Source organism: Nocardia sp. NPDC004718 (assembly GCF_053601535.1).
Genome location: NZ_JBSGCA010000035.1, coordinates 1 through 15,115 on the forward strand (window position 1 = coordinate 1; position 15,115 = coordinate 15,115).

12 protein-coding genes and 1 pseudogene are annotated in these 15,115 nt (G+C 68.0%); 6 read left to right on the forward strand and 7 right to left on the reverse strand.

Annotated elements, in window-relative coordinates; genetic code table 11:
• Together ACWEH3_RS24430 and ACWEH3_RS24435 are read right to left on the reverse strand one after the other, a co-directional pair.
• Positions 1-570: pseudogene (locus ACWEH3_RS24430) on the reverse strand (NlpC/P60 family protein); the annotation flags it as partial.
• Between the two features lie 483 nt (positions 571-1,053).
• Positions 1,054-1,623, reverse strand: a complete 570-nt coding sequence (locus ACWEH3_RS24435) for an Rv1476 family membrane protein (protein ID WP_450014925.1) — start codon at positions 1,621-1,623, stop codon at positions 1,054-1,056.
• Positions 1,624-1,909: 286 nt separating this feature from the next.
• Here ACWEH3_RS24435 and ACWEH3_RS24440 point away from each other — a divergent pair, with 286 nt between their 5' ends.
• Together ACWEH3_RS24440 and ACWEH3_RS24445 are read left to right on the forward strand one after the other, a co-directional pair.
• Positions 1,910-4,729, forward strand: a complete 2,820-nt coding sequence (locus ACWEH3_RS24440) for an aconitate hydratase (protein WP_450014926.1) — start codon at positions 1,910-1,912, stop codon at positions 4,727-4,729.
• 111 nt (positions 4,730-4,840) lie between these two features.
• Positions 4,841-5,407, forward strand: coding sequence for a TetR/AcrR family transcriptional regulator (locus ACWEH3_RS24445; protein WP_039798681.1), 567 nt, complete (start codon positions 4,841-4,843; stop codon positions 5,405-5,407).
• A 6-nt stretch (positions 5,408-5,413) separates the two neighbouring features.
• On the opposite strand, the gene ACWEH3_RS24450 is transcribed toward ACWEH3_RS24445, so the two are convergent.
• A complete protein-coding gene (locus tag ACWEH3_RS24450; RefSeq protein WP_450014927.1) occupies positions 5,414-6,208 on the reverse strand; it encodes a hypothetical protein in 795 nt (264 codons plus the stop codon).
• Between the two features lie 159 nt (positions 6,209-6,367).
• Entirely contained in the window at positions 6,368-6,874 is a 507-nt protein-coding gene (locus ACWEH3_RS24455) for a MarR family winged helix-turn-helix transcriptional regulator (protein WP_450014928.1), read from the reverse strand.
• 72 nt (positions 6,875-6,946) lie between these two features.
• Here ACWEH3_RS24455 and ACWEH3_RS24460 point away from each other — a divergent pair, with 72 nt between their 5' ends.
• The 3 genes from ACWEH3_RS24460 (at position 6,947) to ACWEH3_RS24470 (ending at position 9,262) form a co-directional block, all read left to right on the forward strand.
• Entirely contained in the window at positions 6,947-7,450 is a 504-nt protein-coding gene (locus tag ACWEH3_RS24460) for a cupin domain-containing protein (RefSeq protein ID WP_450014929.1), read from the forward strand.
• Positions 7,451-7,832: 382 nt separating this feature from the next.
• On the forward strand, positions 7,833-8,288 hold the full coding sequence (locus ACWEH3_RS24465; protein WP_450014930.1) for a hypothetical protein: 456 nt from the start codon (positions 7,833-7,835) through the stop codon (positions 8,286-8,288).
• Between the two features lie 44 nt (positions 8,289-8,332).
• Entirely contained in the window at positions 8,333-9,262 is a 930-nt protein-coding gene (locus ACWEH3_RS24470) for a hypothetical protein (protein WP_356961855.1), read from the forward strand.
• Positions 9,263-9,604: 342 nt separating this feature from the next.
• Here ACWEH3_RS24470 and ACWEH3_RS24475 read toward each other — a convergent pair whose 3' ends face one another.
• Positions 9,605-9,835 (reverse strand): helix-turn-helix domain-containing protein, encoded by a 231-nt coding sequence (locus ACWEH3_RS24475; protein ID WP_355070859.1) that lies wholly within the window; start codon positions 9,833-9,835, stop codon positions 9,605-9,607.
• An 81-nt stretch (positions 9,836-9,916) separates the two neighbouring features.
• Complete coding sequence (locus ACWEH3_RS24480) at positions 9,917-11,548, reverse strand: ABC-F family ATP-binding cassette domain-containing protein (protein ID WP_356961853.1); 1,632 nt, start codon at positions 11,546-11,548, stop codon at positions 9,917-9,919.
• 167 nt (positions 11,549-11,715) lie between these two features.
• Between ACWEH3_RS24480 and ACWEH3_RS24485 the strand changes: the two genes are divergently transcribed.
• The gene (locus tag ACWEH3_RS24485) at positions 11,716-12,480 is read left to right on the forward strand and encodes an SDR family oxidoreductase (RefSeq protein ID WP_450014931.1); all 765 of its coding nucleotides are present in this window, start codon (positions 11,716-11,718) and stop codon (positions 12,478-12,480) included.
• A 231-nt stretch (positions 12,481-12,711) separates the two neighbouring features.
• Here the strand turns inward: ACWEH3_RS24485 and ACWEH3_RS24490 are convergent, their stop codons facing one another.
• On the reverse strand, positions 12,712-14,922 hold the full coding sequence (locus ACWEH3_RS24490; protein ID WP_450014932.1) for an MMPL family transporter: 2,211 nt from the start codon (positions 14,920-14,922) through the stop codon (positions 12,712-12,714).
• Positions 14,923-15,115: the final 193 nt, after the last annotated feature.

Here is a 15,115-nt window from a genome sequence, read left to right on the forward strand (position 1 = left end):
GTGCCCACGCTGGTGCTGGTCTCGGCCGGCTACGCCGAGGACGATCGAGTCGTGGCCCGCCACCGTGTAGTCCTCGACGCGGCCGTTCGCGACGGCGACCGCGGGGGTGGCCGCGGCGAGGTAGGTGACCATCGAGCCGGAGCCCGGATTGGTATAGGCCTGGGTGGCGAACTGATCGAAGTTGCGTCGCGCCTGGCCCACCTTGGCGGCGGCATCGGCAAGGTCGAGCTGGGTGTCGACCACCACGACGGCGGCCGCGTCGGCGGCGTCGCGCGCGGTCTGCAGGTCAACCAGCGCTCGGTTGACGTCCTCCCGGCGCTGCGCGACGGCGTCGTCGAGTTGTCCCAGTTGCTGATCGACCACGGCGACCTGGTTGATCAGGGTGCCGACCTCGGCGACACCGGCGTCCACCTGCGCGCCCGCCTGGGCGATCTCGCCGTCGCTGGGATTTGGCGGAGGAGGTGGTACAGCAGCGACAGGTCCAGTCGTGACCACTACAGCGATCGCTATCAGCAATCCAGCAGCAACCGATAGTCGGCGCCGGTTGGTGAGCCCGCCGTTGTTGCGCATCACACCTCCAAGGACCGGATTCCGGCAATCCTCGAGGGCATCAGGCGAACCAGGATGCACAGTGGTCGACAGATGGCCTCTGGGAACACTTATTCCCCATCAGGGACCATTCGAACCGTACGACACTTACGTCACCGACAAAACGGCATCGATCACGTTGCCGCCCACATCTTCTTCATTGCTAGAAATTTGCTGCACTGCGCGCCATGCTTTCTTCGAGCGCAACAGACCAACCGTTCGGAAAATTAGCTACATGGATGCTGTTGGCCCGATTTCGCCCTAGATCGGACATAGCTCGGCTTCGCATCGAGCGAAGGCGGTGTCAGCGACGCACGCCTGCGACGCGCAGACGTACCCCGCCTGGGGCCGAGTGGCGATGGACAACCGCGCCGTTACCCGCGCGGTGATACCACGAGAATGTCGAATCGGCCGCAGCCTGCTTCACGGAAAGGCGCCGCGGCCCCAGATGGCGCGCGCGTCGGACTACTCGCCCTCCGGCGTCCGCCGGTCGCTCGCCACACGCTCCGGACCGTCGGCCGCCGCCCCCCGGACCTTGACCCAGTACAGTCCGGCGATGACCGCCGCCGTTCCACCCAGCAGCGCGCAGGTGATGGCGGTCCAGGACATCGACTCCGGCGTCTCCAAGCGGGCGGTGAAGATGCTCGCGGCTTCCGCGCTCTTACCCTGCGTGCCCTTAGCGGCGTCCTCGGCCCACTCCAGCCGCACCCGGCTGATCGTGTCGCTGTAGGTGCCCACCCAGTCGTCGCTGAGAACGACCACGGTGCCGTGCTGCGTCTTACCCACCTCGGTGGCCAAGTCCCGTAGGCTCGAATCGTGTCCTGGATTGCCGGGGACGACCACGATGCTCAGCGGGATTCCCTGCGATCGCGCCTCCGCGGCGATGGCGGCCAGTTCCTTCTTGTCCTTACCGGTCAGTGTCGCGACGTGATCATCGGCCAGATCGGCGTTGAGCGAGCGCACGGTGTCGGTGGTGACATTCGGCGGCAATTCGGCGGCCATAGGGGTGAAAACCGAGTTGTGCGGGGCGGTCATCTTCCATCCGGTCTGTCGAGCCGCATCGGCAACCGAAGCGACGGGCATCCAACACTGCAGGGCGAGCAAGATCCCCCTTGCTGGCTCGAAAGCACAGTACGCGACGGAGTGTCGCATCTCGCGCGCGCGGCACGCCGAACCGCCCCCTGGTGTTTCACAGGACAAGCGTACTGTTAAGGTCGTAGGCGCGAGGAACCAGCGCCGGAGCGGCGCCGGAGCACCTCCGAAGACTCGGCCGCCGGCACAGCCCCGCCGGTGGCCGCCCGCACAGACGAGTGGAGCTGACGTGACGACAAGTATCGATACTTTCGGCGCCAAGGGCACCCTCGAGGTGGGAAGCAACTCCTACGAGATCTTCCGCCTCTCCGCCGTGCCCGGCACCGAGAAACTCCCGTACGCACTGAAGGTCCTCGCGGAGAATCTCCTCCGCACCGAGGACGGTGCCAACATCACCGCCGATCACATCCGCGCCATCGCGAGCTGGGATCCCACGGCGCAGCCGAACACCGAGATCCAGTTCACGCCCGCCCGCGTCATCATGCAGGACTTCACCGGCGTGCCGTGCATCGTGGACCTGGCCACCATGCGCGAGGCCGTGGCCACCCTGGGCGGCGACCCGGACAAGGTGAACCCGCTCGCCCCCGCCGAGATGGTCATCGACCACTCCGTGATCATCGACGTCTTCGGCCGCGCCGACGCCTTCGAGCGCAACGTCGACATCGAATACCAGCGCAACGGCGAGCGCTACCAGTTCCTGCGCTGGGGCCAGACCGCGTTCGACGACTTCAAGGTCGTCCCGCCGAGCACCGGCATCGTGCACCAGGTCAACATCGAGCACCTGGCTCGCGTCGTCATGGTCCGCAACGGCCAGGCCTACCCCGACACCTGTGTCGGCACCGACTCGCACACCACCATGGTCAACGGCCTCGGCGTCCTCGGTTGGGGCGTCGGCGGCATCGAGGCCGAGGCGGCCATGCTCGGCCAGCCCGTCTCGATGCTGATCCCGCGCGTCGTCGGCTTCAAGCTGACCGGTGAGATCCAGCCGGGCGTGACCGCCACCGACGTCGTGCTGACCGTCACCGACATGCTGCGCAAGCACGGCGTGGTCGGCAAGTTCGTCGAGTTCTACGGCAAGGGCGTGGCCGAGGTGCCGCTGGCCAACCGCGCCACCCTGGGCAACATGAGCCCCGAATTCGGTTCCACCGCCGCGATTTTCCCCATCGACGACGTGACCGTCGACTACCTGCGCCTGACCGGCCGCTCCGACGAGCAGGTCGCGCTGGTCGAGGCGTACGCCAAGGAGCAGGGCCTCTGGCATGATGCCGACTCCGAGCCCGCCTACTCCGAATACCTCGAACTGGATCTGAGCACCGTGGTGCCGTCCATCGCGGGCCCGAAGCGCCCGCAGGACCGGATCCTGCTGTCGGAGTCCAAGATCGCGTTCCGCAAGGACATCCACAACTACACCAACGACGCGGAGAGCGGCCCCGCCGCCGACACCCCGCACAGCAAGCTGGACGAGGCCGTCGAGGAGTCCTTCCCGGCGAGCGACCCGGCCGTGCTGTCCTTCGCCGACGACGGCGCCGAGTCGCTGGTGTCGGCCGCCAACGGCGCCGAGGGCCGTCCGTCCAAGCCGGTGACGGTGCGCAGCGAGGAGTACGGCGACTTCGTGCTCGACCACGGCGCCGTCGTGGTCGCCTCGATCACCTCCTGCACCAACACCTCCAACCCGTCGGTCATGCTCGGCGCGGCCCTGCTGGCCCGCAACGCGGTGGAGAAGGGCCTGGCCCGCAAGCCGTGGGTGAAGACCTCCATGGCTCCGGGCTCGCAGGTGGTCAACGGCTACTACGAGAAGGCGGGCCTGTGGCCGTACCTGGACAAGCTGGGCTTCAACCTGGTCGCGTTCGGTTGCGCCACCTGCATCGGCAACACCGGCCCGCTGCCGGAGGAGATCTCCAAGGCGGTCAACGACAACGACCTCACCGTCACCGCGGTGCTGTCGGGCAACCGTAACTTCGAAGGCCGCATCTCCCCCGACGTGAAGATGAACTACCTGGCCTCCCCGCCGCTGGTCATCGCCTACGCGCTCGCGGGAACCATGGACTTCGACTTCGAGAACGACCCGCTCGGCAAGGACACCGAGGGCAACGACGTCTTCCTGAAGGACATCTGGCCCTCGCCGCAGGAGATCCAGGACACCATTGACCGGGTCATCAGCCGCGACATGTTCCTCGAGGACTACAAGGACGTGTTCCGGGGTGACGAGCGCTGGCGCAGCCTGCCCACCCCGGAGGGCAAGACCTTCGAGTGGGACGCCGAGTCGACCTACGTGCGCAAGCCTCCGTACTTCGAAGGCATGCCGCAGACCCCGGAGCCGGTCACCGACATCAAGGGCGCCCGGGTGCTCGCGCTGCTCGGCGACTCGGTCACCACCGACCACATCTCCCCGGCGGGCAACATCAAGCCCGGCACCCCGGCCGCGCAGTACCTGGAGGCCAACGGCGTCGAGCGCAAGGACTACAACTCCTACGGCTCGCGGCGCGGCAACCACGAGGTGATGATCCGCGGCACCTTCGCCAACATCCGGCTGCGCAACCAGCTCCTCGACGACGTCTCGGGTGGCTACACCCGCGACTTCACCCAGGAGGGCGGCCCGCAGGCGTTCATCTACGACGCCTCGCAGAACTACCAGGCCGCGGGCATCCCGCTGGTCGTGCTCGGCGGCAAGGAATACGGTTCGGGCTCCTCGCGCGACTGGGCCGCCAAGGGCACCAGCCTGCTGGGTGTGAAGGCCGTCATCACCGAGTCGTTCGAGCGCATCCACCGCTCCAACCTCATCGGCATGGGCGTCATCCCGCTGCAGTTCCCGGCGGGTGAGTCGGCCGCGTCGCTGAAGCTGGACGGCACCGAGACCTTCGACATCGAGGGCATCACCCAGCTGAACGAGGGTGCCACCCCGAAGACCCTGAAGGTCACCGCCACCAAGGAGAACGGTGACAAGATCACCTTCGACGCGGTGGTCCGCATCGACACCCCCGGCGAGGCCGACTACTACCGCAACGGCGGGATCCTGCAGTACGTGCTGCGCAACATGATCCGTGCCTGATCGCGCCACCTTCGGTAGCGCGTGTTCGCGCCACTGAAGTCTCGTGTCGGACAACCCCCGCGTCGGTCTACCGCCGACGCGGGGGTCCGTGTTTCCCCGCTGGAGGATTCCGTGCCCAAGGTCAGTGACGATCACCTCGCCGCCCGGCGCAGCCAGATCCTCGACGGAGCACGCCGCTGCTTCGCCGAGTACGGCTACGACGGCGCCACCGTGCGCCGCCTCGAGGAAGAGATCGGGCTGTCCAGAGGAGCCATTTTCCACCACTTCCGGGACAAGGACGCGCTGTTCCTCGCCCTCGCCCAGGAAGACGCCGAACGCATGGCCGATGTCGCGGCCAATCAGGGCATCGTGCAGGTGATGCGCGACATGCTCGCCCACCCCGAGCAGTTCAACTGGCTCGGAACGCGTTTGGAGATCGCCCGCAGGCTGCGCACCGACCCCGAATTCCGGGCGGGCTGGACCCAGCGTTCGGCCGAACTCACCGCCGCCACCTTGGCCCGACTGGAACGTCGTAAGGCCGCGGGCGCGCTGCGCGACGACGTGCCCACCGACGTGCTGCTCGGCTACCTCGACCTCGTCCTCGACGGTTTGATCGCCCGGATCGCCTCCGGCCACACCAACGAGAACCTTTCCGCCGTACTGGATCTGGTCGAGGCGTCGGTCCGGCGCAAGCAGTGAGGGCGGCTAGTACGCCGCGTTGAGGTACTCCGCGGCGTGCGTAGTCCACAGCACGTTCGTCCCCGGCATGTTCCGTCCGGAATAGAGCACGTGCTGACCGTCGGGCCACGGGGTCAGATAGCCGATGACGCCGCGTACGGCCGTCGTGTAGCGCTCGAGGTTCGCGATCGGGTCGCGCAGCAGGACTTCGAGCAGTTCGGCGAAGATCAGCGGCGCGACGTTGCCGATCCGAGCCCCCTCCACGAACGAGAACGGCGAGATACCCACGTCGATGACGCGCAACGGCGAATCCGCGGGCGACGCGGTGATGATGTCGCCGGGATTCGCGTACTCGCGCACGTCGATCGACGCGGGCCACGCGCCGCGCTGCCCGTGCAGGCCGAACGTATTCGCCGGGCAGAGGTTTCCGACCGACTGCCCGGCTCGGCGCAACGGGTTGGCGATGTTCACCACGAAGGCGATCTCCAGCGGCGTTCCGTCGGTGTTCTTGTACTTCCCGGACCGCACGCCCTCCAGGATCCGGCTGGCGCAGATGCCGCCGAGCGAATAACTCAGCAGGCCGCAGACGTTCGGCGAGTCCTGGATCGCCCGCACCCCGGTGGCGATGCCGAGCCGTACCGACGTCTCCAGCGAAGGACCCCAGACCTCCGGCACTGGGCCGACGGAAGCGGGCCAATCCGGTTCGAAGCAGCTGAACTTCCCGGTGTCGAGTAGTTTCACGACGTCGTGCAGCATGCCCGCGGGCGTTCCGTCGGAGTTGCGCGGCTCCCCGGTGCCGCGGAGAGTGATGATGTCGATCATCGAGGCCTCCTTGCCCACCGCACCGGCCCCTTCGGTACGGAATCTCAAGGTAGAGCAGGAGCGCCCGCTCGGCACGAGTATCGAGCTACCTCATCGCGGCACGAGTTGCCCCATGTAGAGCCCGATTCAGCGGATCGAAGGGTGCGTGAGCTACCGCGGCTACGCGTCCGGTTCCATGCTGCTGAGCAGAATTCGCGCGAGTCGGTCCAGTTCCCGTCGCTCCCCCGCGGTGAGCACGGACAGCATCCTCGTCTCGTTCGCGGTGTGCTCGGTGACCACGGTGTCGACCAGTGCCCGTCCTGCCTCGGTGAGGCCGACGCGCACCGCCCTGCGGTCCCGCGCATCCGCGACGCGCCGCACCAGTCCCGCCGACTCCAGCCGGTCCAGCCGCCCGGTCATGCCCGCCCTGGACAACATCAGCGTGTCGGCGAGCACCGACGGGTTGAGCTCGAACGGCGCGCCCGAACGACGGAGCGCGGCGAGTACGTCGAATTCGCCGCGCTGGAGGCCGTGTTTGCCGAACACCGCCTCGATCTCCCGCTGCGCCACCAGCAACAGCCTGCCCAGACGTCCGGCCACGGCCATCGCCTCCAGATCCAGGTCGGGTCGTTCCCGCTGCCACTGCGCCACGATCGCGTCCACGGCGTCCGTTTTCCGCTCGGTCATGGACAGGATCTTATTCGGCACGATATAGTTCGGTACCGAATTATCAATCACCGAACTAATCTGGAGGCTCCGATGACCATTCCCACGCCACGCAAGGACGTCGCGATCCGTCAGCCGCGGGATGCGGAGACCCTGCGTACCACGTCGGTCACCATGCGCCTGCTGATCGACGCGGAGGAGGCGGGCGGGGGGCTGAGCACACTCGAGGTCGAGATGGACCGTGGAGCGGACGGCGCGGCGCCGCACTATCACACGCTTTCCGACGAGCTGTTCTATGTCGCGGATGGCGAACTGCAACTGCTCGCCGGTGACCGCATCGTCACCGTCGGCGCGGGTGGTTCGATCGTGGTCCCGAAATTCATGCCGCACGCCTTCGGCGCCGCACCGGACAGCACGGCACGGATCCTCATCGCGCTCACGCCCGGCGTGCAGCGCTTCGAGTACTTCCGACTGCTGGAACGAATCGCCGCGGGCGAATCCCCGATGACCGATCTCGCCGCCGCTCAGGACGAGTTCGACAACCACTTCGTCGACGCCCCCGCTTGGTGGGCGGAGCGCAACGCGAACCGGAAGTGAAGTCGGCGCCCCTCCGGATCCGTTCGCGGGCAATCAATTCGGAGCGAGTCGAGCACGGCGCGGCGTGGGAGGAAATACGATGCCGCACAGCAGCGGTCGTCGCGGGCCACCTGCGCCGAGCAGGACGAGAGTACAGATGCACAGCCGCCAATATCGGGCTATGAGCATCATCCGCGCCGCACGGGAGATTAGCTTCTCGATTGCCATCTCAGCATTTCCAGGCTACCGGAAAACTTTCGGTACTCGGGCGTTATGGATCGGAATTCGGTTTGCCACAGGCCGGGAAATCTCGCGATCCGAGCCGGTAATGCCGCTCATCGCGATATGATCGCTCACACGCTTGGGGGTCGTGGCAAATCGCGAGCAGATCGGAGAAACGGCTATGACCGACGCAATCCACCTTCCCGGGACGACGCCGAGGGGTGAGCGCGTTCCTCCGCTCCAGGGTCTGCTGGTCGCGGAATCGGACCGGCAGATCAGCGTGCGCGTCGCCGAGGGAACGTGGACCTTCAGTCGGTCCGATGTCCTGCGCGTGGTCGATTCCGCGGCGCCGCACGCCGATCAGGACGGGCGCCCGGTGCTGGTGGACATTCGCGCGGGCGCCACCGCCGATTTCACCCGCAGGCTGCGGATCGACCTGGTCGATCGGCCGATGACCATCCCGGAGTCACCGTCGGAGGCGCTCGGCGACGAGCAGTTGCGCCGGCTCACCGAAACCTGGGCAGACCGGCTGCAACTCGTCGACTGCCCGGGTGCGGGCGGTGCGACGTTCACCTACTGCCAGACCAAGTCGATGAACGGCAGCGACGACGGCATCAACTGCGACAGCCTCGACTGAGCGGCAGGCGGATGGCCGCACGCCGGCGCGGTTCGGTCCTGATCGTGTCCGAATCCGATGATCTACACGCCACCGCGATGGCGGCGACGCTGCGAGAACACCACGGGCTCGGCCCGATCCACCTCGACCTGCGCGATTTCCCCCAGGAGTCCGGCAGCTTCCGGCTGGACCGGCTCGGCACCACACGCTCGCTGTCGCACCTGATCGGCCTCGACGACGTGCGGTCGGTGTGGTGGCGGCGCCCGCATCCCGCGCGGGTGCCCGCGGGTGTCCGCGCCTCGGACAACGAGTTTCGCCAGGCGGAGTGCGACGGATTCATTCAAGGGCTGCTCTGGTCCATCCCCGCTCACTGGGTCAACGACCCGGGCGCCGACCGCACCGCGGCACGCAAGATCGTCCAGCTGGAGACGGCGCTGCGGGCCGGGTTCGCGGTGCCGGAAACGTTGATCACCAACGATCCGGACGAGGCGCGCAGTTTCGTCGAATCCCGGCCCGGCCCGGTCGTTTACAAGCGCACCGGCACCAGCCGGGCGGAGTTCGCCGAGACCAGGATCATCTCCAGGGACGATTTCGGCAGGCTGGCCGCGATCCGTTCGGCGCCGACCACCTTCCAGGACTACGTCGACGCCACCTGCGATCTGCGCGTGGTGTGGGTGGACGGGGTCGAATGGACCGTGCGCATCGACTCCCAAGCGGGCGTCGGCAAGGTCGACTCCCGCTTGGACACGTCGGTCGATTTCGCGCACGATCACCTGCCCGCCTCGGTGAGCAAGTCACTGGCCACGCTGATGGGCGCGCTCGGATTGTCCTTCGGCGTGCTCGACATTCGGCTCGGCCGTGATGGCGAGTACTACTTCCTGGAGGTCAACCCGCAGGGCCAGTTCGCCTACCTGGAGATCAAGACCGGGCTGCCGATCTTTCGCAGCCTGGCCAACCTGCTGGTGGACGGTGACGGCATGGTGGAGGGCTACTGAACCCGGTCACAGGTCCGCGGCACGATACCGAGACCGGGAACGCCACAGTGTGCGGCAACGGCGGCCCCGCATTCGCCGCACAGCGGTCCACCGGACGACAACAGCAGCCGAAGCCCGGGCAGGTCCCGCGCCGTCCGGCGCGGCGACCAACAGCGCGAGCACCGCTGAATTGCGTTGCGGCTCAGCTCGATCGCCGACATGCGCCCGAGGACCTGGGCATCGACGCCGCCGTGCAGCTCGGCGAGGTAGACATCCAGTTCGGGGGCGTCGACGTCGATCCGATTGGGGCTCCGCCCGGGGCGGCCGCGTAGCCGTCCGGCGGCACATCACGCCGTTGTGGCGCTATGGGCTCTTGCGGCGATTGGCTCCACCCCGGCTGCGGAGTTGCACATGCGACTCCACCAGGACGTTGTGGATGAAACCATAGGAGCGGCCGGTGGACCGCGCCAGTGACCGGATGCTCGCACCGGCCTCGTACTGTTTCTTCAGCTGGGTCTGTAGGCGATCGCGTGACTTGCCGGTGACGCGTGTGCCCTTACCCAATGTGGCCTTGCTCTGTGGCCTGTCGCTCATGGCTTCCTCCGAGTCGCCGAGCAGCGTCTTTCCAGGCTAAGCACTCAGCAGGCCGTGATCAACGGGTACCTGTGATGAATCTCACGCGAGCTGAATAAGTTCCAGATATTCGGCCGACCAATGGTCTTCTGTCCCGTCCGGGAGCAGGATCACACGTTCCGGAGACAACGCCTCCGCCGCACCCGGGTCGTGGGTCACCAGCACGACCGCGCCCGCATAGGTGCGCAAGGCGTCGAGCACCTGCTCCCGCGACACGGGGTCGAGATTGTTCGTCGGCTCGTCCAGCAGCAACACGTTCGCCGCCGAGGAGACCAGTCCGGCCAGCGCGAGACGGGTCTTCTCACCGCCCGAGAGCGTGCCCGCGGGCTGGTCGAGCTGCGGGCCGGAGAACATGAACGCGCCAAGCAGGCCGCGCAGCTCCTGCTCACCCGCGTCCGGCGCGGCGTGGCGGATGTTCTCCCACACGGTGGCGTTGTCGTCCAGGGTGTCGTGCTCCTGGGCGAAGTAACCGACCTTCAGACCGTGCCCCGGCACCAGACCACCCGCCGTCGGCTGCTCGACCCCGGCGAGCAGGCGCAGCAGCGTCGTCTTTCCCGCGCCGTTGAGCCCCAGCACCACCACCCGGCTACCGCGGTCGATCGCGAGGTCGACCCCGGTGAAGATCTCCAGCGAGCCGTAGACCTTGGTCAGGTTCTCCGCCATCAGCGGCGTCTTGCCGCAGGCGGCGGGTTCGGGGAACTTGATCCTGGCGACCTTGTCGGCGACGCGCACGTCATCGAGTTCGGCCAGCAGGCGATCGGCGCGCTTGGCCATGTTCTGTGCGGCAGTCGCTTTCGTGGCCTTGGCGCCGAGCTTGGCCGCCTGGGCGCGCAGCGCGCTCGCCTTCTTCTCGGCGTTCGCGCGCTCCCGCCGCCTGCGCTGCTCGTCGGTGGCGCGCGCATCCAGGTACTTCTTCCAGCCCATGTTGTAGACGTCGGCCTCGCCGCGCACCGCGTCCAGGAACCACACCTTGTTCACCACGTCGGCGAGCAGGTCCACGTCGTGGCTGATGACGATCAGGCCGCCGTCGTGGTTCTGCAGGAAGCCACGCAGCCAGGTGATCGAGTCGGCGTCGAGATGGTTGGTCGGCTCGTCCAGCAGCAAGATGGTGTCCGACCGCCCGCCGCTGCCGTCGGAGGCGGCGAACAGGATGCGCGCCAATTCGATTCGGCGCCGCTGTCCACCGGACAAGGTGCGCAGCGGCTGACCGAGCACGCGATCGGGCAGACCCAGGCTGTGGCAGATGCGCGCCGCCTCGCTCTCGGCGACGTAACCGCCCAGCGCCGAGAAGCGTTCCTCGAGCCGACCGTACTTGCGGACCGCCTTCTCCCGCTCTTTGTCGTCGGCGACCTCGGCCATCAGCGCCTGTTGCTTCTCCATCTCCCGGATCAGCGTGTCCAAGCCGCGCGCGGACAGCACCCGGTCGCGGGCCAGCACGTCGAGGTTTCCTTCGCGCGGATCCTGCGGCAGATAACCGATATCGCTGGAGCGCAGGATCTTGCCTGCGTACGGCTCCCCCTCGCCTGCCAGGATGCGCAGCGTGGTGGTCTTCCCCGCGCCGTTGCGCCCGACCAACCCGATCCGGTCGCCCGCCTGCACCCGAAGCGCTGGTCCGGGAGCGGACAGCAGGGTGCGGACTCCGGCCCGGACCTCCAGGTCGGTCGCGGTGATCACAAACTTCTCCTCGCGGATCGTGGTGCTGGACGCGTGCTCGATTGTGCGACCCGACGCGCACAAGAACCACCGATTTTACCCGGGGCGCAGGGTGCGCCCACATACCAGCACCCCGCATGTGACGGCGATAACGGCCCCCGCGGTGGCCTGCGCTACCGTGCGATGCCATGAGTACCGATCTATTGGGCAAGAGCGCTCTGGTCACGGGGGCCAGCCGTGGCATCGGCAAGGCGGTCGCGGCGGAGTTGCTCGCCCGCGGCGCGAACGTGCTGATCACCGCGCGGAAGAAGGATCCGCTGGAGGAAGCCGCCGCGGAGCTGCGCGAACTGGGGCACCAGGGTCAGGTCGTCGCTCTGGCGGGCAACTCGGGCGTCGCCGAGGATCGGTCCGCCGCGGTCGAACGCGCGGTCACCGAGTTCGGTTCGCTGGACGTCCTGATCAACAACACCGGCATCAACCCGGTCTTCGGCTCCCTGATGGACGCCGACCTCGATGCCGTGCGCAAGATCTTCGACGTGAACGTGGTCGCGGCCCTCGGCTACATCCAGGAGGCGTACCAGGCGTGGATGCGCGACCACGGCGGCGCCGTGGTCAACGTGGCCAGCGTTGCCGGCATCCGCTCGACCGGCGTGATCGCCGCCTACGGCGCGTCCAAGTCCGCGCTGATCCATCTCACCGGTGAGCTCGCCTGGCAGCTGGGGCCGAAGATCCGGGTGAACGCGGTCGCGCCGGGCGTGATCAAGACGAAGTTCGCCGACGCGCTGTACTCGACCGACGAGGAGCGCGCCGCGAGCGTGTACCCGATGAAGCGGCTGGGCAGCCCGGAGGACGTGGCGCGCTTGATCGGATTCCTGGTCTCCGACGAGGCGGCGTGGATCACCGGCGAGACGGTCCGGGTGGACGGCGGGCTGCTCTCCACGGGCGGAATCTGACCGCGAAGGGGAGCCGCCTGCGCTAGCGGAACGCCAATGCGCCGATGGTGTCGGCGTGCCGGTAGCGCAGGTACTTCTCGACGGCCGTGGCGTCGACCGCGCCGGTGGCCGTCGCCAGCGTCACCACCGGTCGCCCTCCCACATCTCCCAGCCAGCCGTCCCATCCCGCGCGGGCCTCCCCGAGCCGCCGGAGCGGCCCTACCCGATCGAGTTCGCCCGATCGCCTCGAAATCAGAGCCGGACGGGCTGGAGCCAGTCCTCGCGCCCCGCGGTCGCCGGAGCGGCAGGAGCCTCCTCGATTCCGAACCGCTCGTGCAATCGGCGCAGCGGACCGGGCGCATACCAGTTCCAGTGGCCGAGCAACTCCATCGCCGCGGGCAACAGGAAGCCGCGCACCAGCGTCGCGTCCACCAGCACGGCGAGCGGAAGCCCGATGCCGAATGCCTTCATGAAAGTGATGTCCGAGGCGAGGAAGCCGAGGAAGACCAGCGAGATCAGGACAGCGGCGGCCGTGACGATCCGGCCGATCCGCTCGAGTCCGGACGTGACGGCCAGCGCGTTGGACCTGGTGCGCACGTATTCCTCGCGGATGCGGGCCAACAGGAACACCTGGTAGTCCATGGCGAGACCGAACGCGACGCCGAACAGCATCACCGGGACGGTCGGCGGCAGGTCGCCGGTGACGGTGAAGCCGAGCAACCCGGACAGGTGCCCGTCCTGGAAGATCCAGACCAGCGCGCCGAAGGTCGCGGTGAGGCTCAGGAAGCTGAGCACGACGGCCAGCAGCGGCAGCACGACGCTTCCGGTGAGCAGGAACAGGACCACCACCATGATCAGCACGACGAAGGCCAGCGCGTACGGCAGCGCCGAGACGACCGAGCCGATCGCGTCCGTGTTGGCCGCCGCCACGCCGCCGACCAGCACCGGCGAGGCGGCGGGCGTCGCGCGCACGTCGGCGGCGATCCGGTCCAGCACCGTGGGATCGGTGGTGTCCGGGACCACCGTCAGATAGGCGGCGTTCTCGGCGCGGAAGCGGTCGGCGGCCGCGGTCGGCGCGACGAGCAGACCGCCGTGGCTGTAACTGCCGGTGACGGTGTCGACCCGGCGGACGTCCTCGATCTCCGACAGTTCACGAGCGTAGGCGTCCAAGCCTGCGGCGCTGTAAGCGCTTTCGGGCAGCACTACGAACAGCCCGTTCTGCTCGGTGGCGGCGAAGTCGCGCTGGATGGTCTCGGTGACCTGGCGGTTGTTCATCGACTCCGGCAGCGACCGTTCGTCGGGGAAGCCGAGATTCACTCCGAGGAACGGCGCGCCGAGCACGAGCAGCAGGGCGGTGACCCCGAGGCCGATGGGCACCGGCCGCATCATCACGAACCGCGCCAAGCGGTGCCAGGCGCCCTCACCGGGTGCGGGACGGGCCGCGCGCAGGAACCACCACAACTGGCCGTTGTCGATCTTGGTGCCGAGCAGGAACAGGATCGCGGGCAGCACGGTCAGCGACACCGTCGCGGCGATCACCGCCACGGCCAGGCCGGCGTAGCCCATCGACCGCACGGCCAGCAGCGGGAAGAACAGCAGGCCCGACAGCGCGACGGCGACGGTGACAGCCGAGAACGCGACGGTCCGGCCCGCCGAGCGCATGGTGGCGGCCACCGCGGCGGCGGGCTGCTGACCGGCGACCAGTTCGTCGCGGTAGCGGCTGATGATCAGCAGGCTGTAGTCGATCGCCAAGCCGAGGCCGAGCAGGGTGGCGACGTTGGTCGCGGTGGCCGCCAGATCGGTGACGCTCGCGATCAGCCACAGCGCGCCCATGGTGATCATCACCGTGATCATCGCGACCACCAGCGGCAGGCTGGCGGCGACCAGGCCGCCGAACACCAGCAGCAGGGCGATCAGCGTGACCGGGAATGCGATGGATTCGCCCAGCACGACGTCTTTCTCGCTCTGCTGCACCGTCTCGTGCAGCAGCATGGCGTAGCCGCCGACGCGCACCTCGAGCGGGCCGTGGGTGCCGCCGAATCGGTCGGCGAGATCGCCCACCCGCTTGTCGACGTCGGCCTCCTCACCGAGGATGCTGGCCACGATCAGGCCCTTGGTCCCATCGGTGCTGCGCAGCGCGGGCGATTTGTCGGTCCAGTACGACGTGACGCCCGCGACGCCGGACTCCGACTTCAGCTCGGTGACCAGATTCGTCGCCGCGGTGGCCGCGGCGTCGTCGTCCACCGACCGGCGAGTCTGCACCAGCAGCACGAAATTCGGGGTGGCCTCGCCGAAGGTGTCGCGCAGCACCGCGGTCGCCCGGTTCGATTCGCTGTCGGGGTCGATGTACCCGCCGCCCTGCACTTTGTCGAACAGCGTCGCGCTCAGCGTGCCCATCGCCAGTGCGAGCACCACGAACACGGCCAGGATCCACCGGCTGCGCCGCCTGGTCAGTTCGAACACTCCGTCTACCCCTAACTCGTTCCGGTCGTGCCGCTTTCGCGCTCGGACTCCAGCGGTCGCCGGTCGGCAACCTACCCGGCGTGCCATCCGCGGCACGCCGGTGCGCCGACACCTGGCACTCGGCACCGGAGCCGGATGCGTACGCCAGCGCCCCGGCATCCTAGCAACGCGGGACAAACTGCGGTGAGCCCGA